Origin of the sequence: Pseudomonas fluorescens (assembly GCF_902498065.1) — a bacterium.
Lineage (GTDB): Bacteria > Pseudomonadota > Gammaproteobacteria > Pseudomonadales > Pseudomonadaceae > Aquipseudomonas > Aquipseudomonas fluorescens_BJ.
Genome location: NZ_CABVIR010000002.1, coordinates 551224 through 575350 on the forward strand (window position 1 = coordinate 551224; position 24127 = coordinate 575350).

Here is a 24127-nt window from a genome sequence, read left to right on the forward strand (position 1 = left end):
TACATGACAGACCAAACCATTCGAACACTGGTGGGCTCGACGCAGTCCGAGACTGACCGCAAGCAGATGCTTGTCGATCGCCTTCGCGCCTCACGGATTCCCGATCGCGAGCTGCTGGACAACATCGGCCTCTACCTCACGCGACAAACGCTGTCGCGGATCAACTTCATGCAAATGCTCTATCAGATGATCGTGCCCGTTCACGGAACCATCATGGAGTTTGGCGTGCGTTGGGGGCAGAACATGGCATTGTTCTCCACATTGAGAGGGATACACGAGCCCTTCAATTACAACCGCAAGATCGTCGGCTTCGATACTTTTGAAGGTTTTCCTTCGGTGGCGCCTGAGGATGGCGGTAGCGTACAGGCGGGGGACTACGGCGTTGTAGAGAACTGGAAAGAGGAGCTCGAGGATATCCTTGGCTTCCACACGCAAAATGCGCCAATTCCACACAAGAAAAAGCATGAGCTGGTTCAAGGGGATGCCACGCTGACGCTTCCCGGATATCTCAAGAATCATCCTGAAACCATCGTGGCACTGGCCTATTTTGACTTCGATATTTATAAGCCGACCCGCGATTGTCTCGAGGCGATCCTGCCGTATTTGACCAAGGGCAGCATTCTGGCGTTTGACGAGCTCAATACAGAGCAATTTCCCGGCGAAACCATCGCCGTGCGCGAAGTACTGGGGTTGTCTCGTTACGCCATACGGCGTGATCCATCCAACCCGCTGACTTCGTATCTGGTGATCGAATGAGTACAGAGGCCATTCGATACCAGGTGATGCCGACTCCGACGCTATCGGACGGGCTGCTTGAGGTCCGAGCGGTTCAACCGGCTGACATCGAAGCGATCCGGCAATGGCGAAATGCCCAGATGGACGTGCTGCGCCAAACGGCTCCGATCTCGCGAGACCAGCAGGCGCACTATTTTGCCGAGCATGTCTGGCCGCAGACCGAAAGCCTGGAGCCGTCGCAGGTGTTGGTCGCGCTGGAACGTGCTGGTGTCTTGATCGGGTACGGTGGGCTGGTCCACATTTCCTGGGCGAATCGCCGGGCCGAGGTTTCATTTTTGCTCACCCCGGAACTCGAAAAGAACTCAGACGAACTCATCGCCCTGTTTTTGCGTTTCCTTGACTTGATGAAACGACTGGCCTTTGATGATCTCGGACTGCGGCGCCTGTGCACCGAAACGTTTGCGCACCGCACTCGCCACATCGCGACCCTTGAGGCATCGGGGTTCCAATGTGAGGGACGTTTGCGCGAGCACGTGCTGATTGACGGTAAACCCACTGACTCGTTTGCCCACGGCTTGCTCGCCTGCGAATGGAAGAATGGCCAGTGAACGACAATCAGACGCCCTTGAAAGGCACGGCTCGGCATGTGCTCGTCACCTCGGCTTCGCGTAAGGCACCGTTGGTGCGTGCGATGCAGGACGCTGTCCGGCGGATACATCCCGAGGCTCGCGTGATTGCTGGCGATCTTGATCCGGAAGCCCCCGCGCGCTATGTGGCTGACGGGTTCTGGCAGATGCCACCCGTGACTGACGCTGAGCTGCCGGCGCTGATTCAAGGCTGTCGCGAGCGAGGGATTACGGTGGTTTTTCCGACTCGCGATGGCGAGTTGGCCTTTTGGGCGCGCCACCGTGCAACGCTCTGTGAAGCGGGAATCTCAGTCGTCGTTTCCAACCCCGAGGCCGTTGAGCGTTGCCTCGATAAACTCGCTTTCGCTCGCTTCGGCAAACAGGTAGGCCTGCCGGTTATTGAGGCGGCGATGACACCCGAGGTCGTTGGAGTCGGACCTTACGTGGTCAAAGAGCGTTACGGCGCGGGTTCCCGGACGATCGGGCTTGATTTGCCTATCGATGCCGCTCGCCATCACGCGAAAAACCTGGAGGCTCCGATCTATCAGGCGTTTGTGCCCGGGCCGGAAATCAGTATCGACGGCTGGCTTGATCGCGAAGGTTCGGTGGTGGGTGTCCTGCTGCGCCGACGCGACCGTGTGATCGCTGGCGAATCGCAGATAACGACCACTTTTCGCAATGAAGTGCTTGAGCGTGAAGCCGTTCGTGCCCTGGAGGCGCTGGATTTGCGCGGTCCCGTGGTGATGCAAGCCATCGTCATTGGCGACACGATGCGCATCATTGAATGCAATCCTCGTTTTGGCGGTGCCTCCACCACCGCCATTGCGGCTGGGCTGGACGTCCTTTACTGGAGCCTTGACGAGGCTTTCGGGCTGGGGCTGTCACCTGTTTTCAAACGTATTGCCGGCGAGGTCAGACAAATTCGTCTGCCCGCCGATCTGGTGCTGCATGATCCTGATTTTTGACCTTGACGATACGCTCTATGACGAGAGCAGCTTCGTCACTAGCGGGTTGGGCGCCGTGGCCCACCACGGCGAGGATGTCTTCGGCTGGAACGCTGAACGTTCGCTGGGTTTGATGCTGAACGTGCTGCAGCGCGAGGGGCGAGGGCGGGTATTCGACCGATGGCTTGAGTCGCATGGACAGTGGTCGAACGCGCGCGTGACCGCGTGCGTGAACGTTTATCGGCATCATCGCCCGAGTCTCGAATTGTTCCCCGCTGCCCGCGCCGTACTTGATCGGTACCGTGGGCAAGTACCGCTCTATCTCGTCACTGACGGGCACAAGATCGTGCAGAAAAACAAAGTCGATGCACTGGCGCTCTTTTCAACGTTTCGACGGGTCCTGATCACGCATCGTTTTGGTATCCGCCATGCCAAGCCGTCCCTTCACTGCTTCGAGCGTATTCGCCAGGCAGAAGGCTGTCGCTGGGCCGACATGGTTTATGTCGGTGACAACCCCTCCAAGGATTTCGTCAACCTCAACCCTCTGGGGGCATTGACCGTTCGGGTGCAGACCGGTGGGCATCGCAACGTCGTGGCGCTGCCGGGCTACGATGCGCAAGTATCCATCCCGGACCTTGACGCACTCCCCAGCGTCCTGGCCGCACACTTTCAGGCCGCTGCGCCCTTTGGTCGAATGGCCTCTTGTGGCGCTGATTCGGCAAAATAGCGTGACCTGCGAGTCATAACGCGCATCTTCACTGTATTGTATTAATAGGGAAGGTGGCGCCTGGCCTGTTTTGGGTCCAGTGATAGCCTTTTATTCTTCCCGTTGTCGCCTCGATGAGGCGATGTTTTTCTCCGTTTGTCGGCGCCCCTCGAATCATTACGAGCGGTGGTATTGGGCTGTTTATTATTGGGAAGCCGTAATGATTGGCATAAAAAGCATTGCGAGCTACGTTCCTGTAGCCGGCGTGGACAATTACGCACAAGGTGCAAAATTCGAAAAGGATGAAGAATTCATCCTGGGCAAGATCGGTTCGGCCTTCCTGCCGCGCAAAGACGCCGGTCAGGAAACCTCGGACCTGTGTGTCGAAGCAGCCAACGCGCTGTTCGCCAACAATCCCGACTTGAAACGTGAAGACATCGACGTACTGATCGTCGTTACCCAGAATGGCGACGAAGAAGGCCTGCCGCACACCGCAGCCATCGTTCAGGACAAACTGGGCCTGCCGACCACTGTCGCCGCGTTCGATATTTCCCTGGGCTGCTCCGGCTACGTCTACGGCATCTACGCGATCAAGGGTTTCATGGAAGCCGCGGGCTTGAAGAATGGCCTGCTGATCACCGCTGATCCGTACTCGAAAATCGTCGATCCGGAAGACCGCAACACCACCATGTTGTTTGGTGATGCCGCCACCGCGACCTGGATGGGTGAAAACGCGCCATGGCAATTGGGCAAGGCCAAGTTTGGCACCGACGGTTCCGGGGCGCCGCATCTGAAGGTGACTGACGGGGTGTTCTTCATGAACGGTCGTCAGGTGTTCAATTTTGCACTGCTTAAAGTTCCGGCGCATTTGCACGAACTGCTGGCCGATTCGCAGCTGACCGCTGACGATATCGATGCTTTTTGCATCCACCAGGGAAGTGCTGCGATTGTCGATGCCGTGGCGCGACGTTTCGAAGGGGAGCCGGAGAAGTTCATCAAAGACATGGTCGAGACCGGCAACACGGTGTCGTCGAGCATCCCGCTGCTGCTGGAAAAACACGTGCTCGATTCCACTTGGAAGCGCGTGGCGTTGAGCGGTTTCGGCGTTGGTTTGTCATGGGGTTCGGCGATTATCTATCGCCCTTGATCCTTCAAAAGCCAGGCACAAAAAAAGCGTTCAAGGTGTAACCTTGAGCGCTATTTTTTTGCACGAATGAAAAGCGAGGCTCCATGAGCGAGTTCTTTGAGCGCAACGGCGAGTTGATTCAGCGGCGCTGGCCCAAGGTCTGGCATCGACTGTCGGTGGAGAACAGTGCCGCCTTGCACGCTGATCTGGTGGAAGGCCTGGGCTCGACGTTGAGCATCGATGGCATTCAGTTGACCAGTCGCCATGATCGAACTCGCGAAGCGTTGCTTCAGGCCGACAGCTTGCCCGTGGACAGTCCGGTGGTGCATGTCTATGGCACCGGGCTGGGTGATTTACAGCTGCAATTGCTGGAGCGTGCCGGGCTTGAGCGTTTGTACGTACACATTCTGAACGGCGCGGTGTTTGCCCTGGTGCTGCAACTGCTCGATCAACAGCCGTGGCTCGGGGATTCGCGAGTGGTGCTGCTGTACGCCGGCGATCTGGCGGAAATCCAATTGCCGTTCTTCGCGTTGCCTTCGGAGCTGGTGCTGGCGGACGACTTCAACGCCAAGATCCGCGACCGTTTGATCAGTGAAACCCACTTGACCTTCAACAATCGCGATTTCGCTGCCGACAATCCGCAAATTGCCGAGCGATTGCAGGCGTGTGTCGAGCGTGTTCGCGCCGATGCCGATGCAGCCGAGCTGTTTGCCACCTGTTCCGGCAGAGAGGTGTTTGTCATTGGCACCGGGCCGACCCTGGAACAGCACTTCGACACGCTGCGTACGCTACGGGAACAGGCGCTGCGGCCGCTGTTCATTTGCGTCGATACCGCCTACCGGCCACTTGTCGCGCATGGGATCAGACCGGATGTGGTGGTCACGATCGATCAGCGCATCTCGACGCGACATTTGCCGTGCGATGACACGAGCGATATCACGCTGGTCTACATGCCTACGGTCGATCCAGAGGTTTTGGGAGGCTGGCAAGGCAAGCGTTACGTGGCCTACTCCGCCAGTCCTGTCTACAAGGACATGCGCCAGTTATTGCCCAAGGCCCAACTCTTTGTCGGTGGCAGTGTGATTCACCCGGCGGTGGACCTGGCGGTACACATGGGTGCCAGCCAGATCACTCTGTTCGGTGCCGACTTTGCTTTCCCGAACAACAAGACCCATGCCGGCTGGAATGACGGTGATCTTGGGCCGCAAGTGGGCGCTGCCCGGCACTGGGTCCTTGATGGTCACGGTCGGCGGGTCAAGACGCAGCTCAATTTCCGCAGTTACTTGTGCGAGCTGGAACGGTACATCGCCGGGTACCCTGGGGTGACTTTCTATAACAGCAGTCGGGCAGGGGCGATGATCGTCGGCACGACGTTTCACCCGGAGCTCACGCGATGACTGAAACCTCCCTGGTTGCCGAGGCGCGGCAGTGTGCTGTTTTGTTCCGTCTTGGGCGAGATGTCGAAGCTGCGCTGATCATGGTCCAGATATGCAGTGATGTGCAGTCCGCGATGGGGTGTGAGAATGTCGAGGTTCAATCTCGCTGGACAGTTTTGCTCACTGACATGCTTGCCTGTCAGGAGGCGCAGGATTGGTTGGCACTGGCTGATTATCTCGACCATGAGTTGCCCCAATTGTTGGAAGCGGCCACCGCCGGTTAAGGCTTTTTGACAATATGCCGGTACAGGCGAGTCCTCGCTGTCCCGTTACCGGCAATTCCCTGACGTCACTTTTTTGGATTGGATAGCCGCCAAGCCCTTGTTTCATTGAGGGTGGCAGTGTGATGGCAAATTTTTTTCAAAATGCCCTAAAGCAACCTGCATTCGCGACGATAACTATTACGAAGGTTCTCTAGGCCATACCCGGCGGTTGCCAGGGCCGGAAGCCGCAGTACCCAACCAACGAGGAATTCGTCATGGCTTTGACAGTAAACACCAACACTACTTCGCTGAACGTTCAGAAAAACCTGAACCGCGCTTCCGACGCTCTGTCGACTTCGATGACTCGCCTGTCTTCCGGCCTGAAAATCAACAGCGCTAAAGACGACGCCGCCGGCCTGCAAATCGCTACCCGTATGACCTCGCAGATCCGTGGTCAGACCATGGCTATCAAAAACGCCAACGACGGTGTTTCGATCGCTCAGACCGCTGAAGGCGCTCTGCAAGAATCGTCCAACATCCTGCAGCGTATGCGTGAAATCGCACTGCAATCGCGAAACGACTCCAACGGCACTGCTGACCGTACCGCTCTGGACAAAGAATACAAACAGTCCATCGACGAACTGACCCGTATTGCCAAGTCCACTAACCTGAACGGCAAGGCTCTGATCGACGGTACTGCTGGTGCGATGGAATTCCAGGTTGGTGCGGGTACTACTTCCGACAACCAGATCACCCTGACCCTGTCGACCAGCTTCGACGCCAGCGCCCTGGGCATGACCGGTACTACCATTTCCGGTACTTCCAACGCAGCCAACCACTCGGCAGTACTGTCGGCTGTATCGGCTATCGACGCTGCACTGGCGAACATCAACGCCACTCGTGCTGACCTCGGTGCTGCTCAAAACCGTTTCTCCACCACCATCTCCAACCTGCAAAACATCAACGAAAACGCCGAAGCTGCACGTAGCCGCGTACAAGATACCGACTTCGCTGCTGAAACTGCACAGCTGACCAAGCAACAAACTCTGCAACAAGCTTCTACCGCAGTTCTGGCCCAGGCCAACCAACTGCCATCCGCTGTACTGAAACTGCTTCAGTAATAGCTGGGTGAGTTTTGGCGGGGGAGTGCGCACGCGCGCTCTCTCGCTTTTTTAGTTTAAGAGGTGATGGACATGGATATGAGCGTGAAGCTGAACTTGTCTTATCCAGCTGCGAAGCCGGCGACGACTGTTGCTGACAAGCCGGTGGAGAAGCCTCGAGCCGATGCTGCTACAGTGGCAACGGTCAAGGATGAGCCAAAAGACGCGGTAACCGAGCGGGACAAACTGAAGATGGCCGTTCAGGAAATTGAAAAGTTCGTTCAATCGGTCAAGCGCAACCTGGAGTTCTCGATCGATGAGCCTTCAGGCAAAGTAATTGTTAAAGTGATTGCCAGCGACTCGGGTGAAGTGGTTCGCCAGATCCCCAACGAAGAAGTCCTCAAGCTGGCCAATAGTTTGAATGATGCAAGCAGTCTGTTGTTCAGCGCTAAAGTCTGACAGCTGGCATGAATTTTGTTGCTATGTTCTTTTGGGCGTTGTAATGGTCAAAAGGCCGGCGACACACTGAAGGGAGTCCCACATGGCAAGTCCAATTCTACCGGGTCTGGGGTTAGGCTCCGGGCTTGACACCGGTGCTATCGTCAAAGCCTTGGTTGATGCTGATAAGTCGGCCAAGCAGAGTCAGATCAACCGACAGACGACCACCAATACTTCGCAGATTTCCGGTATCGGGACCCTCAAGAGTGTCCTCGCGAATTTCCAGACCGCGATCAAAAACCTCGGTAGTACCACGACCCCGCAGTTCTTGGGTTACACCGCCACGAGTTCCGATCCCAAAGTGCTGACCTCAGTCGCCAGCAACTCGGCGGTCAACGGCACTTATGTCATCAAGGTCGACACCCTTGCGACCTCGTCCAAAGTGGCGACTGCTGCGTTTGCCGGTGGCCCTAGCAGTGCCATTCCGAGTGGTACGCTCAATATCACTCAAAATGGCATTAGCCGACCTGTCGTCATTCCCGCCGGCGCAACGTTGCAGTCTGTACGGGATGCGATCAACACCCAGCAAGGCGCCAATGGTTTCAGTGCCAACATTGTCACTGACTCTTTCGGTTCGCGTCTGGTCATGGGGTCTACCGTTACCGGTTCAGGCTCCGACATCACGCTCAGTGATATTCCTGGCCTGGAAATCACGGCAGGTCAAAAAATGGGCACCACGCCCACGGCGACCTCGGCCGGTGCCATCGGCGAACTCGCTGCGGACGCCAAGTTCACGGTTGACGGACTGGCAATCACCAGCAAATCCAACACCGTGGACGGCGCTATTTCCGGCCTGACACTGAACCTGGTGGCAGGTGGTGGTGTGACGTCAACTGTGACAGTCGGGCCGAACAGTGACGGTTTGAAAAAATCGGTCCAGGCCTTTGTCGACGCTTACAACCAGGTTGTCACTACCGTCAATACGCTGACCAAGCCCACGCTGGATAAAGATGGCAAGCCAACCGTTGCCGCCGCATTGACCGGTGACCCGCTGGCTCGGGGTATCCTGGCATCGATCCGTGAGCCGTTGGCCAGTACCGGTGCAGGCGACAAACTGACCGTGCTTTCGCAGTTGGGTATTACCACCAACCAGAAAACCGGCGCCCTCGATTTCGACAGTGCCAAGTTCACTACGGCGATGACCACGCAGAAACTGGGTGGTGAGATTCAGACGCTGTTTCTGGGTGACCCGACGGCAACCGGTGATGCGGCCAAGGGTTTGCTGGAACGAATGAATACGATGCTGACGCCTTATACCGTTACCGGCAGCGAAGGCATCCTTGATGCGCGTTCAACGAGCCTGGCGAAGGTTAAAACCAACCTGGCCAGCCAGCAAGAAGCACTGGATCGCCGGATTGAAACGCTGACAGCCGTGCTGACCAAAAAGTACAACGACATGGACACGCTGGTCGGCAAGCTCAAGGCGACGGCGAGCAACATTACCTCGATGTTCGATGCAATGAACGCACAGAAAAACGCTTCATAGCGCGCCAGCGCCAAAAGCCCGGCAGCGAATTCCGCTTGTCGGGCTTTTTTTGTTTAGATCTAAAGATTTTTGACGCGGTGTCGATACACTGGCTATACGAATCACAAAGTTTTGATGAGGTACAGCATGAACCCGATGTTAGCCCTTCGGCAGTACCAGAAGATTGGCGCTCAGGCCCAGACTTCCGAAGCCAGCCCCCATCGCCTGGTGCAAATGCTCATGGAGGGTGGCCTGGATCGCATCGCTCAGGCCAAGGGTGCCATGGAGCGCAAGGATATCCCCAACAAAGGCATTTTCATCGGCAAGGCGATCGGGATCATCGGCGGCTTGCGCGAAGGCCTGGACCTGGAAAATTCTGTTGAGTCTGTGGGGGAGCTGGACAAGCTCTACACCTACATGATGAAGCGTCTGACAGAAGCGAACGTCAAAACCGATCCAAAGATTCTCGACGAAGTCGCCGATCTGCTTCGCACCGTCAAGGACGGCTGGGATGCTATCGCCGCGCCGGGTCCGCAGTTTTAAGGAGATCACCATGAGTCTTGTTTTGCAGCGAATCGAAGAAACCCGTGAAGGCTTGGTCGGTGCCCTGGCCGAGCGAAACTGGGAAGCCATTGGTGAATTGGATCTGGCTTGTCGTTCCTGCATGGAAGATGTCTTGAGTGAAGCTTCGGTGGACGAGGCTGCCTTGCGCGACAATCTTGAGGAGTTGCTGGGGGTGTACAGGCAGCTTCTGGAGGCGGCGACAGGGGAGCGACAAGCAATAGTTGACGAGATGTCGCAGATCCATCAAGCACAGAACGCAGCAAAGGTTTACCATCTGTTTGGCTAATTAATCCCCAGTTAATCCAAACATAGTGCGCCATAAATTTGACTGTGCACGGTTTTTTGACTTAACTAGTGGCTGGTTCCAGATTTCAGGCGTCTACAGGCATAACGTGTCTGCAAGCGTCTAGCTTGCCCCATCATTTCGGGCATTGAGTTGACTAGGGAAGTTGCTATTGCATGTGGCGTGAAACCAAAATTCTGCTGATTGATGACGATAGCGTCCGCCGCCGCGACCTGGCGGTGATTTTAAATTTTCTTGGCGAAGAAAATTTACCCTGCGGTAGCCATGACTGGCAGCAGGCTGTCGGCTCTTTGTCATCAAGTCGTGAAGTGATCTGCGTCCTCATCGGGACAGTCAATGCTCCTGGTGCACTTCCGGGCTTGTTAAAGACACTCTCTACCTGGGATGAGTTCCTTCCGGTTTTGTTAATGGGCGATAATTCTTCCGTTGACCTGCCTGAAGACCAGCGTCGCCGAGTGCTTTCGACCCTGGAAATGCCGCCCAGCTACAGCAAACTGCTCGATTCGCTGCACCGTGCCCAGGTCTATCGCGAGATGTATGACCAGGCTCGCGAGCGCGGACGTCACCGTGAACCCAATCTTTTCCGCAGTCTTGTCGGCACCAGCCGGGCGATTCAACACGTCCGCCAGATGATGCAGCAAGTCGCCGACACCGACGCCAGTGTGCTGATCCTCGGCGAGTCCGGCACCGGCAAGGAAGTGGTCGCGCGTAACCTGCACTATCACTCCAAGCGTCGTGATGCGCCGTTCGTTCCGGTCAACTGCGGGGCGATCCCGGCCGAGTTGCTGGAAAGCGAATTGTTCGGTCATGAGAAGGGCGCCTTCACCGGTGCAATCACCAGCCGCGCCGGACGCTTCGAACTGGCCAATGGCGGCACGCTGTTCCTCGACGAGATCGGCGACATGCCGCTGCCGATGCAGGTCAAGCTGCTGCGCGTACTTCAGGAACGCACTTTCGAGCGCGTGGGCAGCAACAAGACCCAAAGCGTCGATGTGCGCATCATTGCAGCGACCCACAAGAATCTCGAAAGCATGATCGAGATCGGCACCTTCCGCGAAGACTTGTACTACCGCCTGAACGTGTTCCCGATCGAGATGGCGCCGCTGCGCGAACGTGTCGAAGATATTCCGCTGCTGATGAACGAATTGATCTCGCGCATGGAACATGAAAAGCGCGGTTCGATCCGTTTCAACTCCGCGGCGATCATGTCGCTGTGCCGTCACGGCTGGCCGGGCAACGTCCGCGAACTGGCCAACCTGGTGGAGCGCATGGCGATCATGCATCCGTACGGGGTCATCGGCGTCGTCGAGCTGCCGAAAAAATTCCGCTACGTCGATGATGAAGATGAACAGTTGGTCGACAGCCTGCGCAGCGATCTTGAGGAGCGCGTGGCCATCAACGGTCATACTCCGGACTTCACGGCCAACGCCATGCTGCCACCGGAAGGCCTGGACCTGAAAGACTACCTCGGTGGTCTGGAACAAGGCCTGATTCAGCAGGCGCTGGATGATGCCAATGGCATCGTGGCGCGCGCTGCCGAGCGGCTGCGGATCCGTCGTACCACGCTGGTAGAGAAGATGCGCAAGTACGGCATGAGCCGTCGCGAGGGTGATGAACAGGCGGATGATTGACGCCTGTTTTTCAAGTCGTTCATTTGTAGGCGGTTTTTTTTAGGCACGGGTATTGCTACATCCCTCGCAACGTTCCGTTTAACTGACGGTCAGCCAAGCGAGAGAGCCCGATGCCCCAAGCCGCCCAGATGTCTCCTGTCCCTGATGCTTCGGGTCAAACGTCGTCCGTAGAGCAGGCAAGCCGGCTTGGCCTTGAGCAGGCTTTCGCGCTGTTCAATCAGATGTCCAGCCAGTTGACCGACTCCTACAGCATGCTCGAAGCCCGGGTCACCGAGCTCAAGGGGGAGCTGGCGGTGGTCAGCGCTCAGCGCATGCAGGAACTCGCGGAAAAAGAACGCCTGGCCAACCGTCTGCAAAACCTCCTCGATCTATTGCCCGGCGGGGTTATTGTCATCGACGCTCAAGGCATTGTGCGCGAAGCCAATCCCGCTGCCTGTGAACTGCTCGGCCTGCCCCTTGAAGGCGAGCTGTGGCGTCATGTCATTGCCCGTTGCTTCGCGCCGCGTGAAGACGATGGGCACGAGATATCGCTCAAGGACGGTCGGCGCCTGTCGATCGCCACTCGCTCGCTGGACGCAGAGCCTGGCCAGTTGGTGTTGCTCAACGACCTGACCGAAACCCGTCATCTGCAGGACCAGTTGGCTCGCCACGAACGTCTGTCGTCTCTCGGTCGAATGGTCGCGTCGCTGGCTCACCAGATTCGTACGCCGTTGTCCGCCGCATTGCTCTATGCCAGTCATTTGACCGAGCAAGAGCTGCCGGTTGCCACGCAGCAACGATTTGCCGGACGGCTTAAAGAGCGTTTGCATGAGCTGGAGCATCAAGTGCGCGACATGCTGGTGTTCGCTCGTGGCGAGCTGCCGCTCACCGATCGCATCACCCCGAAAATGCTGTTGCAGTCCTTGCAGGCAGCGGCGCTGACCCACGTGCAGGATTTGCCGGTTCGCTGGCAATGCGACAGTCATGCGGGAGAGCTGTTGTGCAATCGTGACACGCTGGTCGGGGCGATACTCAATCTGATCGAGAACGCGATCCAGGCCAGTGCCGGCGACGTGCGCTTGAAAGTCCATCTCTACACCCGAGACAACAACCTGCGTGTCTGCGTCAGCGACAGCGGCAGCGGCATCGATACAAAAGTGCTGGCGCGTTTGGGCGAGCCATTCTTTACCACTAAAACTACCGGGACCGGCCTTGGCCTGACCGTGGTCAAGGCAGTGGCTCGTGCCCATCAGGGAGAATTGCAGTTGCGCTCGCGGTTGGGCCGTGGCACCTGCGCGCAGGTGATTCTGCCGCTTTTTTCTGATGAGAAGCGCAGTGCTCAGGGAGTGGAGTGAACGACATGGGGATCAAGGTTTTACTGGTCGAGGATGACCGCGCGTTACGCGAAGCGCTGGCCGATACGTTGTTGCTCGCAGGGCATGACTACATCGCCGTGGGTTCGGCGGAAGAGGCGCTGGACGCCGTCGGAACCGAGGCGTTCAACCTGGTGCTCAGTGACGTCAACATGCCGGGCATGGACGGTCATCAACTGCTTGGATTGCTGCGTGCTCGCCAGCCGCAGTTGCCGGTGTTGCTGATGACGGCGCACGGCGCAGTAGAGCGGGCAGTCGATGCGATGCGTCAGGGTGCGGCGGATTATCTGGTCAAGCCGTTCGAGCCAAAGGCCTTGCTGGATCTGGTCGCTCGGCATGCGTTGGGCAGTCTCGGCGCTGCCGACATTGAAGGGCCTGTAGCCTTCGAACCGGCGAGCGCACAATTGTTGGAATTGGCTGCGCGGGTGGCGCGCAGTGATTCTACGGTATTGATCTCCGGCGAGTCCGGGACCGGTAAAGAGGTGTTGGCGCGTTACATCCATCAGCATTCTCATCGCGCCAGTCAGCCGTTTATCGCGATCAACTGCGCGGCGATTCCCGACAACATGCTCGAGGCCACGTTGTTCGGACACGAAAAGGGCTCGTTCACCGGTGCCATCGCGGCGCAGGCCGGCAAGTTCGAGCAGGCCGACGGCGGAACCATTCTGCTCGACGAAATCTCCGAAATGCCCCTGGGTCTTCAAGCCAAGTTGCTGCGCGTGTTGCAGGAGCGTGAAGTCGAGCGGGTTGGCGCGCGCAAGCCGATCACGCTGGACATTCGGGTTGTGGCGACCACCAACCGTGATCTGGCCGGGGAAGTGGCTGCCGGGCGTTTCCGTGAAGACCTTTACTATCGCCTGTCCGTGTTTCCATTGGCCTGGCGTCCGTTGCGCGAACGCACCGCCGACATCCTGCCGCTTGCTGAGCGGCTGCTGACCAAACACGTCAATAAAATGAAGCATGCTGCGGCTCGACTGTCGCCCGAGGCGCAGGCGTGCCTGATCGGTTACCCATGGCCGGGCAACGTGCGGGAGTTGGACAACGCGATTCAGCGCGCATTGATTCTGCAGCAGGGCGGTGTGATCCAGCCGCAGGATTTCTGCCTGGTCGGGCCTGTTGCCTGTGCGCCGTTACCGGCATTGGCCGTCATGGCGATGCGGGTTGCGGAGGTGGAATCCGAGTCTGCCGGTGCGCTGGGCGACGATCTGCGTCGCCGCGAATTCCAGATGATCATCGACACCTTGCGCTCCGAACGGGGGCGTCGCAAAGAAGCGGCGGAGCGTTTGGGCATCAGCCCGCGCACCCTGCGCTACAAGCTGGCGCAAATGCGTGATGCCGGAATGGACGTTGAAGCGTACTTGTTCGCCACCTGATTTTATTTTGTAGGAGCGAGAGCGAAGGACAGGCTTTTGTTCAGAGCGGCCACGGAGCTGGCACCCTTGTTGCTAACACCTCACTACCCGCCGAGTGAGTGTCAAAAAATTGCGGGTCGCCAATGAGAGTAGACCATGAGCCAAGGTATTGAATTCAATCGGTTGATGCTGGATATGCGCTCCATGCAAATGGACGCCATGTCTGCGCCGAAATCGACTGCCGCCGTCCCTGAAATGAGTGGCAGCAGCTTTTCCGACATGCTCGGTCAGGCCGTCAATAAAGTGAACGACACCCAGCAGGCTTCCAGTCAGTTGGCCAGTGCCTTCGAAATCGGCAAGAGTGGCGTCGACCTGACGGACGTGATGATTTCTTCGCAGAAAGCCAGCGTGTCTTTTCAGGCGTTGACCCAAGTGCGTAACAAGCTGGTTCAGGCCTACCAAGACATCATGCAGATGCCGGTTTAAGGACGAGATTGAGTCATGGCAGAAGCAGTCGCCGATAACGTTCCGGCCAAGGCCACTCCGATAGACGGCAAACCGCCGCTGTTCGGCTTGTCTTTCCTGGAAAACCTCTCCGAGATGACCATGTTGCGTCAGGTGGGCCTGTTGGTCGGCCTGGCTGCGAGCGTGGCGATTGGCTTCGCCGTGGTGTTGTGGTCCCAGCAGCCGGACTACCGGCCTCTGTACGGCAGCCTTGCAGGTATGGACGCCAAGCAGGTCATGGATACCCTGGCTGCCGCTGACATTCCTTATACCGTTGAACCGAACTCCGGTGCCTTGCTGGTCAAGGCCGATGACTTGTCCCGTGCGCGTCTGAAACTCGCGGGCGCTGGTGTCACTCCCAGCGACGGCAACATCGGTTTCGAGATCCTCGACAAGGATCAGGGGCTCGGCACCAGCCAGTTCATGGAAGCGACCCGTTATCGTCGTGGCCTCGAAGGCGAACTGGCCCGGACCATCTCCAGCCTGAACAACGTCAAGGGTGCCCGCGTGCATCTGGCGATTCCGAAGAGTTCGGTGTTCGTGCGCGACGAGCGCAAGCCGAGTGCTTCGGTGTTGGTTGAGCTGTATTCCGGTCGCTCGCTGGAGCCGGGCCAGGTGGTGGCGATCATCAACCTGGTCGCGACCAGCGTTCCGGAATTGAGCAAATCGCAGATCACCGTCGTCGACCAGAAGGGCAACTTGCTCTCGGATCAGGCGGAGAACTCTGAACTGACCATGGCCGGCAAGCAATTCGATTACAGCCGTCGCATGGAAAGCATGCTCACTCAGCGTGTGCACAACATCCTGCAACCGGTGTTGGGCAACGACCGCTATAAAGCGGAAGTCTCGGCGGACGTGGATTTCAGTGCTGTCGAGTCGACCTCGGAGCAATTCAACCCGGACCAACCGGCGTTGCGCAGCGAGCAGTCCGTTAACGAACAACGCACCACCAGCAATGGCCCGCAAGGCGTGCCGGGTGCCCTGAGCAACCAACCGCCAGCGCCGGCCTCCGCGCCGCAAACCACCGGTGGCGCTACCGCGTCAGCCGGCATGGTGCAGCCAGGCCAGCCGCTGCTGGATGCCAACGGTCAGCAAATCATGGACCCGGCCACCGGCCAGCCGATGCTGGCACCGTACCCGGCGGACAAGCGTCAACAATCCACCAAGAACTTTGAACTTGACCGTTCCATCAGCCACACCAAGCAACAACAAGGGCGTTTGAACCGCCTGTCGGTGTCGGTAGTGGTGGACGATCAGGTCAAGATCAACGCGGCCAACGGCGAAACCACCCGTGCACCGTGGAGCGCCGACGAATTGGCGCGCTTCACCCGTCTGGTACAGGACGCCGTCGGTTTCGACGCCAGCCGTGGCGACAGCGTTAGTGTGATCAACATGCCGTTCTCCGCCGAGCGCGGTGAAGTGATTGCCGATATTCCGTTCTACTCCCAGCCCTGGTTCTGGGACATCGTCAAGCAAGTGCTGGGTGTCTTGTTCATCCTGATACTGGTGTTCGGTGTGCTGCGTCCGGTGCTCAACAACATCACCAATGGCGGTAAAGGCAAACAGCTGGCCGGTTTTGGCAGCGACGTGGAACTCGGCGGCATGGGCGGCCTGGATGGCGAACTGGCCAACGACCGCGTCAGCCTCGGCGGCCCGCAAAGCATCCTGCTGCCGAGCCCGAGCGAAGGCTATGATGCACAGTTGAACGCAATCAAGAGTCTGGTGGCAGAAGACCCGGGCCGTGTGGCCCAGGTCGTGAAAGAGTGGATTAACGCAGATGAGTGATAACCGAGCCGCTGTCGCCAAACTGTCCCGGGTTGATAAAGCCGCGATTCTGCTGCTGTCCCTGGGGTCTACCGATGCCGCGCAAGTGCTGCGCCACATGGGGCCCAAAGAGGTCCAGCGTGTGGGTGTGGCCATGGCGCAGATGGGTAATGTGCACCGCGAGCAAGTCGAACAGGTGATGAGCGAGTTCGTCGATATCGTCGGCGATCAGACCAGCCTGGGCGTCGGCTCCGACGACTACGTGCGCAAAATGCTCACCCAAGCGCTGGGCGAAGACAAGGCCAACGGCCTGATCGACCGGATCCTGCTGGGCGGCAACACCAGTGGCCTTGATAGCTTGAAATGGATGGAGCCGCGCGCGGTCGCCGACGTGATCCGTTACGAGCACCCGCAGATCCAGGCGATCGTGGTGGCGTATCTTGACCCGGACCAGGCCGGCGAAGTGCTGGGCAACTTCGACCACAAGGTACGACTGGACATCATTCTGCGGGTTTCCTCGCTGAACACCGTTCAGCCAGCCGCCCTGAAAGAACTCAACCAGATTCTCGAAAAGCAGTTCTCCGGCAACTCGAATGCCTCGCGCACCACCCTGGGTGGCATCAAGCGTGCGGCCGACATCATGAACTTCCTCGACAGCTCGATCGAAGGTCAGTTGATGGACTCGATCCGCGAAGTCGACGAAGACCTGTCCGGTCAGATCGAAGACCTCATGTTCGTGTTCAACAACCTGTCCGATGTCGACGACCGCGGGATTCAGGCGTTGCTGCGCGAAGTGTCCTCCGACGTGCTGGTCCTGGCCCTCAAAGGTTCCGACGAAGGCGTCAAAGAGAAGATCTTCAAGAACATGTCCAAACGGGCGGCCGAACTGTTGCGCGACGACCTCGAGGCCAAAGGCCCGGTACGTGTCAGCGACGTGGAAACCGCACAGAAAGAAATCCTCACCATTGCTCGCCGTATGGCCGAAGCCGGAGAAATCGTTCTCGGCGGGAAGGGCGGCGAAGAGATGATCTAAGGTCACTATGTCGTCCAAACATGATGAGTCCAACACCGACCTGATCCGTGCCAAGGACGTCGGTGGTTTCGATGTCTGGTCGCTGCCCAGTTTCGACCCGCATGTGCCGGAACCCGAGCCGGAGCCTGAGCCCGAGCCGCCGGAAATGGAAGAAGTGCCGCTGGAAGAAGTCCAGCCACTGACCCTCGAAGAGCTCGAAAGCATTCGCCAGGAGGCCTACAACGAAGGCTTTGCGACGGGTGAAAAAGAAGGTTTTCACAGCACTACGCTCAAGGTCCGTCAGGAAGCAGAGGCCGTCCTGTTGCCGAAAGTCGCTGCCCTGGAGCAGTTGATGGCCAACCTGTTCGAGCCCATCGCCGAGCAGGACACCCAGATCGAAAAGTCGCTGGTCGACCTCGTTCAGCACATCACCAGACAGGTGATTCAGCGCGAACTGGCGATTGACTCGACACAGATCGAACACGTCATGCGCGAAGCCCTCAAGCTGTTGCCGCTGGGCGTGGGCAACGTGCGGTTGTACATCAATCCGCAGGATTTCGAGCAGGTCAAAGCTCTGCGCGAGCGCCATGAAGAAACCTGGCGCATCGTCGAGGACGAAGCGTTGTTGCCTGGTGGTTGCCGGGTCGAGACTGAGCACAGTCGTATCGACGCCACCGTTGAAACCCGCGTCGCCCGGGTCATGGACAAGCTGTTCGATCAATTGCATGAACAGGCGCTGCACCCGGCCGAGCCGGACCTGAGCCTGGAGTTACCGATCGACACCAAGCCTGCCGTCGAATCAGAACCGGAAGCAGATCCCGATGCGCCTTGATCGCACCAGCTTCGCCAAGCGCCTGGGCAGTTACGCCGAGGCCACGGAGCTGGCCGGCGCACCAATTCTTGAAGGCCGCTTGCTGCGCATGGTCGGCCTGACCCTCGAAGCCGAAGGCTTGCGCGCCGCCATGGGCAGCCGCTGCATGGTGATCAACGACGACAGTTACCATCCGGTGCAGGTCGAAGCCGAAGTCATGGGCTTCTCCGGCAGCAAGGTCTTTCTGATGCCGGTCGGCAGCGTCGCCGGCATCGCGCCCGGTGCCCGCGTGGTGCCGTTGGCTGATACCGGTCGTCTGCCGATGGGCATGAGCATGCTCGGACGGGTGCTTGATGGCGCCGGTCGTGCGCTGGACGGCAAGGGCGGAATGAAGGCCGAAGACTGGGTGCCGATGGACGGGCCGACGATCAACCCGCTCAAGCGTCACCCGATCAGCGAGCCGCTGGACGTGGGCATTCGCTCCATCAACGGCTTGTTGACGGTCGGTCGCGGCCAGCGGCTCGGGCTGTTTGCCGGTACCGGCGTCGGCAAGAGTGTGCTGTTGGGCATGATGACCCGCTTCACCGAGGCCGACATTATCGTCGTTGGGCTGATCGGCGAACGGGGTCGAGAAGTTAAAGAGTTCATCGAGCACATTCTCGGTGAAGAAGGCCTCAAGCGTTCAGTGGTCGTGGCGTCCCCGGCGGACGATGCGCCGCTGATGCGTCTGCGCGCCGCCATGTATTGCACGCGAATCGCCGAGTATTTTCGCGACAAGGGCAAGAATGTCCTGTTGCTGATGGACTCCTTGACCCGTTTCGCCCAGGCCCAGCGGGAAATCGCCCTGGCCATTGGCGAGCCGCCGGCGACCAAGGGCTATCCGCCATCGGTGTTCGCCAAGTTGCCGAAACTGGTGGAGCGGGCCGGTAACGCTGAAAAGGGCGGCGGTTCGATCACCGCGTTTTATACCGTGTTGTCCGAAGGCGACGACCAGCAGGATCCGATCGCCGACGCCGCGCGGGGTGTACTCGACGGGCACATCGTCCTGTCCCGGCGTCTGGCCGAGGAAGGGCATTACCCGGCCATCGACATCGAAGCGTCGATCAGCCGGGTCATGCCGTCGGTGGTGTCGCCGGAGCACATGACCCGCGCTCAGTATTTCAAGCAGTTGTGGTCGCGTTATCAACAGAGTCGCGACCTGATCAGCGTGGGCGCCTACGTGCCCGGCGGAGATCGGGAAACTGACCTGGCGATTTCCCTGCAACCGCAACTGGTCAAATACCTGCGCCAGGGATTGAACGACAGCATCAGCCTGGGTGAAAGCGAAGCCTATCTCGGCTCGATCTTCGCGCCCGCGGCTGGCGGCTAATCGATCATGGCCCAGAGTCGGGCAGGGCGCTTGGCGCCGGTGGTCGAAATGGCCGAAAAGGCCGAGAAAACCGCCGTCCAGCGGTTGGGCCATTTTCAGGGCCAGGTTCGCTTGGCCGAAAGCAAACTCGCCGACCTTGAAGCCTTTCGACTCGATTATCAGGAGCAATGGATCGTGCGCGGCAGTAGCGGCGTCTCGGGCCAATGGCTGCTGGGTTACCAGGGCTTCCTCGCGCAACTGGGCACGGCCATCGATCAGCAACGGCAAAGCCTGGCGTGGCATCAGAACAATCTGAACAAGGCGCGGGAAACCTGGCAGCAGGCGTTTGCCCGGGTCGAGGGCTTGCGCAAGCTGGTTCAGCGCTATGCGGACGAGGCGCGGCAGCTGGAAGACAAGCGCGAGCAGAAGCTGCTGGACGAGTTGTCCCAGCGCTTGCCGCGCGAGAGTCCGTATTGAATCAGCCTGACCGCGTTATCGTTCTTCGTCGGAACGCCCCCCTCGGAGCTTGCCCGCGAAGACTTGCTCGGAAACTCCACAAATTTCCCGCCTTGCCCCCATCTCCACCAGGTGCTAAACCTTGTACAAGTATGTTCACCAATGACAAGGAAGCCGTTCAATGTCAGTTGTTACAGAAGTCTCTCCGAATGGGCAAAAACTGACGATATCGATCAAGGGACGATTCGATTTCGCCAAACATCAGGAATTTCGAGAATCCTACGAGAATCTTGAGCCAAAACCCGAGTCCTTCGAAGTGAACTTGAAGGACGCCACTTACCTCGACAGTTCCGCGCTAGGCATGTTGTTGCTGTTGCGTGATCACGCCGGTGGCGAGAACGCCGAGATCAAGCTGACCAACGCCAACGCCGATGTGCGCAAGATTCTCGCCATCTCCAACTTCGAACAGATCTTCGACGTGGCGTGACGGCCGTGCAATCGTTGTTCGAGCCGCTGACAATCCTGATCGCTGAAGACAGCGCGGCCGACCGCATGCTGTTGTCCACTATTGTCCGCCGTCAGGGGCATGAAGTCCTGACGGCGGCCAACGGTGCCGAAGCGGTCGAAGCTTTTCGCCAGCAGCGACCGCAGCTGGTCTTGATGGACGCCATGATGCCGGTGATGGACGGTTTCGAGGCGGCGCGGCAGATCAAGACGCTGGCCGGGGAAACCCTGGTACCAATCATCTTCCTGACGTCGCTGACCGAAAGCGAAGCCTTGGCGCGCTGCCTGGAGGCCGGCGGTGACGACTTTCTGGCAAAACCCTACAACCAGGTGATCCTCGCCGCCAAAATCAAGGCGATGGACCGCTTGCGCCGGTTGCAGGCCACCGTGCTGGAGCAGCGAGACCAGATCGCCCGGCATCACGATTACCTGCTCAACGAACAGCGTGTGGCCAAAGCTGTGTTCGATAAGGTCGCCCACTCTGGCTGCCTGAACGCCCCCAATATCCGCTACCTGCAATCGCCCTATGCGCTATTCAATGGTGATTTGCTGCTGGCGGCATTCACTCCGGCCGGCGACATGCACGTGCTGCTTGGCGATTTCACCGGCCATGGCTTGCCGGCCGCCGTCGGGGCGATGCCCCTGGCCGAGGTCTTCTACGGCATGACCGCCAAGGGTTATGGCCTGTCGGAAACCCTGCGCGAGATGAACGCCAAGCTCAAGCGAATCCTGCCGGTGGACATGTTCTGCTGTGCGACGCTGCTGTGCCTGAGCTTTCAACGGCGCTCGGTGGAAGTCTGGAATGGCGGGATGCCGGACGGTTACCTGCACAGTGTCGCCACTGGCGAGCGCACACCGCTGACGGCTCGGCATTTGCCGCTTGGCGTGCTGAGCCCGCAGACGTTCGATGACTGCACCGAAGTATTTCCAATGGCGGTCGGGGACCGGGTGTTCCTGTTGTCCGACGGGGTAATCGATACGTGCGATGCCAATGAGCAGTTGTTTGGTGTCGGGCGATTGCAGCAGGTGTTTGCGGCCAACCGTCAGCCCGACCGGCTTTTCGAGGAGATCGAACAGGCGCTGCGGGATTTTCGCGGTGAGGCTCGCGATGATGTCAGCATGGTCGAGGTCAGCCTGTTGGAGGCTGAACAGCTGAGTCCGCCGGCGCTGGTCTATTCCGATAGCGGTCAGTCCTGCCCGCTGGACTGGTCGGTGAGTTTCGAGTTTCGCGCTGCCACCCTCAAGCGCTTCAACCCACTGCCGTATCTTTTGCAGTTGCTGCTGGAGGTCCATGGTTTGCGCGCCCAGAGCGGCGCGCTCTACAGTGTCCTCGCGGAGTTGTACTCCAATGCGCTAGAGCATGGCGTGCTGGGACTGGACTCAAGCCTGAAGCGCGATGCATCGGGTTTTGCCCGGTATTATCAGCAACGCAATGCACGTCTGGACGAGTTGCAGGATGGCTATGTGCGGGTGCATTTACAGGTCACGCCCAGAGGTGAGGGCGGTTGCCTGACGATTCGTGTCGAAGATAGTGGCAAAGGGTTTGATGTCGATCGGGTGATGGCGCGCCCCCTAGATGGCGTCCGTCTGTCGGGACGTGGTGTCAGTCTGATCCGCCAATTGAGCCGCAGCGCCCAATGGTCCGACGATGGTCGTAGTGCCCGCGTGGAATTTTTCTGGGAGGCTCTGGCATAATCCGCGCATTCTTGATCAAGGAGTGAGCAAGTGGCTGACACACATCTGGACCGCGACGTGCTGAGCGCGTTGCAAGAGGTCATGGAGGATGAGTATTCGACGTTGCTGGATACCTTTCTCGCCGATTCCAAAGAGCGCTTGAGTCTGCTGCGCAAGGCAGACGACGCCGAGACGCTTGGTGCCACTGCGCACAGTTTCAAGGGCAGTTGCAGCAACATGGGCGCCATTCGCCTCGCGCAGCTGTGCAATGAACTCGAGCAGCGAGCCAGGCAGACACCCTTGGAAGGTATCGAGAAACTGGTCGGTGAAATCGATGGCGAATTCGCCATTATCCGCCCCCTCTATGAAGCAGAGCGCCAGCGCTCTCTCGCTGACGGTGCGACCGTCCGGCGTTTTTAGCGCCGATTGAACAAAACTGGCGCAACCCTTGCAGCAATCTCCGCAACTGTACCTACGATCCCAGTGCAGCGGAGACCGTTTCATGCCCGTTACCCCCAATATTCTTCTTCAGGCCGCCGCTCAGGCCAAGACTCAAGCCGCCTCCGCCAATCCACCGGCGCTGTCCGCTGAGTCCGGGGACAAGGCGTCCAGCTTCGCTCAGGTCTACGCCAATCAAGCCCAGAACAAGCCCTCGGCGGCCTCCGATGGATCGGCGAAGCCGGTGCGCGACAAAACCCCGGACAGCCCTGATAAAAAGAGCGTCGGCGACGACAAGTCTGCCGCCCCGGAACCGACGGTTGCCGATAGCGGCAAATCCTTGCCCGCCGACAAACCGGCGCCGGCTGACGACAAGACCGCCAGCGATGATGCGGCGGCTACTGTAGAAACTCCGGTAGCCGACACTGCACCGGTTGATCCTGCCCTTGATCCTTCATTGCTGCCAGCGTTGCAGGCTGTGGCGGCGGCTCCGGTTCCGCAGGCGCCGCCAGTGGTGGTCACTGAGCAGCCGCCAGTCCAGGCGCCTGTTGCTGCGCCAGTGACGGCGGCACAAGTGGCTGCGCCTGCGGATGACGCGTTCGATCCTGAAGCCGATCCGCTGGATGCGCTGCCGGCCGTGCGTATGGCCATGGAGCAGGGCGGTCATATTTCCGCTGCCAGTCAGGCGCAACCCAAGGCCGCACCGACGGCTGCTCAGGCCCAGGCTGACGGCGAACCTACCTCGGCGCAGAACTTTGCCGCCGGCATGGCGGGCATGCTCGATGTGCAGGCGGACAAGGACAGCACCAGCCAGGGCGGTGAGAATGCTTTCAGTGGGCTGATCGATGACGGCCTCAAGGACTTGAAGTCGGCCAGCAGCGACACCCGTGTCGATGACTTCGCCAACCGACTGGCGGCGCTGACCCAGGCTGCCACACCGAAAACCGCCAACGCGGTGCCAGTGAATCAACCGATTGCGATGAATCAAAGCGGCTGGACCGAGGAAGTGGTGAACCGGGTCATGTACCTGTCCAGCGTCAATCTCAAGGCAGCCGATATCCAGCTGCAACCAGCCGAGCTGGGGCGCCTCGACATTCGGGTGAACATGGTGCCGGATCAGCAGACCCAGGTGACCTTTATGAGCGCGCATCCAAGCGTTCGCGAAGCGCTCGATGGGCAAATGCACCGCTTGCGTGACATGTTTGCGCAGCAGGGCATGGGGCAGGTCGATGTCAACGTTTCCGACCAGTCGCGTGGCTGGCAGGGGCAGGGTCAGGAACAACAGGCTCAGCAGGGGCAGGGCGGACGCACCAACGCTAGCGGTGGTCGCCTCGATGGCGTGGATGAAGAGCTAGCGCCAACCGTTGCCGAAGTGGCGGCCAGTACGACCAGCGTCATCGGTTCCAGTGCTGTCGACTACTACGCCTGACAGGACCAAACACCAACTCTGTGGGAGCGGGCTTGCCCGCGATAGCGGTGCAGCAGTCGATGCAAATGTTGACTGTCCGGCCCTCATCGCGGGCAAGCCCGCTCCCACAGGATTTGCCGTTTTTCAGGCTACGGCCGTCCCCCCT

At 59.0% G+C, this 24127-nt stretch carries 25 protein-coding genes; all 25 read left to right on the forward strand.

What is annotated here, in order from left to right; translation table 11 throughout:
• The first annotated feature begins 3 nt into the window (after positions 1-3).
• Positions 4-756 carry a TylF/MycF/NovP-related O-methyltransferase gene (locus F8N43_RS11830; protein WP_150630248.1) on the forward strand — a complete coding sequence of 251 codons (753 nt, stop codon included), beginning with the start codon at positions 4-6 and terminating at the stop codon, positions 754-756.
• Positions 753-1343: a GNAT family N-acetyltransferase gene (locus tag F8N43_RS11835; protein WP_150637692.1), complete on the forward strand. Its 591-nt coding sequence runs from the start codon at positions 753-755 to the stop codon at positions 1341-1343. Before F8N43_RS11830 ends, F8N43_RS11835 begins: the two co-directional genes overlap by 4 nt.
• A complete protein-coding gene (locus tag F8N43_RS11840) occupies positions 1325-2326 on the forward strand; it encodes an ATP-grasp domain-containing protein (RefSeq protein ID WP_150653815.1) in 1002 nt (333 codons plus the stop codon). The genes F8N43_RS11835 and F8N43_RS11840 overlap by 19 nt, the downstream gene beginning before the upstream one ends.
• Positions 2310-3032 carry an HAD family hydrolase gene (locus F8N43_RS11845; protein WP_150653816.1) on the forward strand — a complete coding sequence of 241 codons (723 nt, stop codon included), beginning with the start codon at positions 2310-2312 and terminating at the stop codon, positions 3030-3032. The genes F8N43_RS11840 and F8N43_RS11845 overlap by 17 nt, the downstream gene beginning before the upstream one ends.
• Positions 3033-3231: 199 nt before the next feature.
• The gene (locus F8N43_RS11850) at positions 3232-4158 is read left to right on the forward strand and encodes a ketoacyl-ACP synthase III (protein WP_134421374.1); all 927 of its coding nucleotides are present in this window, start codon (positions 3232-3234) and stop codon (positions 4156-4158) included.
• A gap of 83 nt (positions 4159-4241) precedes the next feature.
• Entirely contained in the window at positions 4242-5534 is a 1293-nt protein-coding gene (locus F8N43_RS11855; RefSeq protein ID WP_150630243.1) for a motility associated factor glycosyltransferase family protein, read from the forward strand.
• A complete protein-coding gene (locus F8N43_RS11860; RefSeq protein WP_150630242.1) occupies positions 5531-5797 on the forward strand; it encodes a hypothetical protein in 267 nt (88 codons plus the stop codon). The genes F8N43_RS11855 and F8N43_RS11860 overlap by 4 nt, the downstream gene beginning before the upstream one ends.
• 254 nt (positions 5798-6051) lie before the next feature.
• The gene (locus F8N43_RS11865; RefSeq protein WP_008035234.1) at positions 6052-6897 is read left to right on the forward strand and encodes a flagellin domain-containing protein; all 846 of its coding nucleotides are present in this window, start codon (positions 6052-6054) and stop codon (positions 6895-6897) included.
• 72 nt (positions 6898-6969) lie between these two features.
• A complete protein-coding gene (locus F8N43_RS11870; protein ID WP_150630241.1) occupies positions 6970-7335 on the forward strand; it encodes a flagellar protein FlaG in 366 nt (121 codons plus the stop codon).
• Positions 7336-7417: 82 nt separating this feature from the next.
• Entirely contained in the window at positions 7418-8860 is a 1443-nt protein-coding gene (gene fliD, locus F8N43_RS11875; protein ID WP_150653817.1) for a flagellar filament capping protein FliD, read from the forward strand.
• A 126-nt stretch (positions 8861-8986) separates the two neighbouring features.
• Positions 8987-9382 carry a flagellar export chaperone FliS gene (gene fliS, locus F8N43_RS11880; RefSeq protein ID WP_008035229.1) on the forward strand — a complete coding sequence of 132 codons (396 nt, stop codon included), beginning with the start codon at positions 8987-8989 and terminating at the stop codon, positions 9380-9382.
• A 10-nt stretch (positions 9383-9392) separates the two neighbouring features.
• Complete coding sequence (locus F8N43_RS11885; RefSeq protein WP_150653818.1) at positions 9393-9689, forward strand: flagellar protein FliT; 297 nt, start codon at positions 9393-9395, stop codon at positions 9687-9689.
• Between the two features lie 173 nt (positions 9690-9862).
• Complete coding sequence (locus F8N43_RS11890) at positions 9863-11338, forward strand: sigma-54 dependent transcriptional regulator (protein WP_150630239.1); 1476 nt, start codon at positions 9863-9865, stop codon at positions 11336-11338.
• Between the two features lie 110 nt (positions 11339-11448).
• Positions 11449-12672, forward strand: coding sequence for a sensor histidine kinase (locus F8N43_RS11895; RefSeq protein WP_150630238.1), 1224 nt, complete (start codon positions 11449-11451; stop codon positions 12670-12672).
• A 5-nt stretch (positions 12673-12677) separates the two neighbouring features.
• Positions 12678-14063, forward strand: a complete 1386-nt coding sequence (locus tag F8N43_RS11900) for a sigma-54-dependent transcriptional regulator (RefSeq protein ID WP_150653819.1) — start codon at positions 12678-12680, stop codon at positions 14061-14063.
• A 135-nt stretch (positions 14064-14198) separates the two neighbouring features.
• The gene (gene fliE / locus F8N43_RS11905; RefSeq protein WP_150630236.1) at positions 14199-14528 is read left to right on the forward strand and encodes a flagellar hook-basal body complex protein FliE; all 330 of its coding nucleotides are present in this window, start codon (positions 14199-14201) and stop codon (positions 14526-14528) included.
• A 15-nt stretch (positions 14529-14543) separates the two neighbouring features.
• On the forward strand, positions 14544-16331 hold the full coding sequence (gene fliF / locus F8N43_RS11910) for a flagellar basal-body MS-ring/collar protein FliF (RefSeq protein ID WP_150637700.1): 1788 nt from the start codon (positions 14544-14546) through the stop codon (positions 16329-16331).
• The gene (fliG, locus tag F8N43_RS11915; RefSeq protein ID WP_003184041.1) at positions 16324-17343 is read left to right on the forward strand and encodes a flagellar motor switch protein FliG; all 1020 of its coding nucleotides are present in this window, start codon (positions 16324-16326) and stop codon (positions 17341-17343) included. The genes fliF and fliG overlap by 8 nt, the downstream gene beginning before the upstream one ends.
• Before the next feature lie 7 nt (positions 17344-17350).
• Positions 17351-18154 carry a flagellar assembly protein FliH gene (gene fliH / locus F8N43_RS11920; protein WP_150653820.1) on the forward strand — a complete coding sequence of 268 codons (804 nt, stop codon included), beginning with the start codon at positions 17351-17353 and terminating at the stop codon, positions 18152-18154.
• Complete coding sequence (gene fliI, locus F8N43_RS11925; RefSeq protein WP_150630233.1) at positions 18144-19502, forward strand: flagellar protein export ATPase FliI; 1359 nt, start codon at positions 18144-18146, stop codon at positions 19500-19502. The genes fliH and fliI overlap by 11 nt, the downstream gene beginning before the upstream one ends.
• A gap of 6 nt (positions 19503-19508) precedes the next feature.
• The gene (fliJ, locus tag F8N43_RS11930; protein ID WP_150630232.1) at positions 19509-19958 is read left to right on the forward strand and encodes a flagellar export protein FliJ; all 450 of its coding nucleotides are present in this window, start codon (positions 19509-19511) and stop codon (positions 19956-19958) included.
• A gap of 160 nt (positions 19959-20118) precedes the next feature.
• Positions 20119-20424, forward strand: coding sequence for an STAS domain-containing protein (locus tag F8N43_RS11935; protein WP_150630231.1), 306 nt, complete (start codon positions 20119-20121; stop codon positions 20422-20424).
• 5 nt (positions 20425-20429) lie between these two features.
• Positions 20430-22136, forward strand: coding sequence for a fused response regulator/phosphatase (locus tag F8N43_RS11940; RefSeq protein ID WP_150630230.1), 1707 nt, complete (start codon positions 20430-20432; stop codon positions 22134-22136).
• 30 nt (positions 22137-22166) lie between these two features.
• Positions 22167-22535, forward strand: a complete 369-nt coding sequence (locus F8N43_RS11945; RefSeq protein ID WP_150630229.1) for an Hpt domain-containing protein — start codon at positions 22167-22169, stop codon at positions 22533-22535.
• Positions 22536-22617: 82 nt separating this feature from the next.
• Positions 22618-23982, forward strand: coding sequence for a flagellar hook-length control protein FliK (locus F8N43_RS11950; RefSeq protein ID WP_150630228.1), 1365 nt, complete (start codon positions 22618-22620; stop codon positions 23980-23982).
• Positions 23983-24127: the final 145 nt, after the last annotated feature.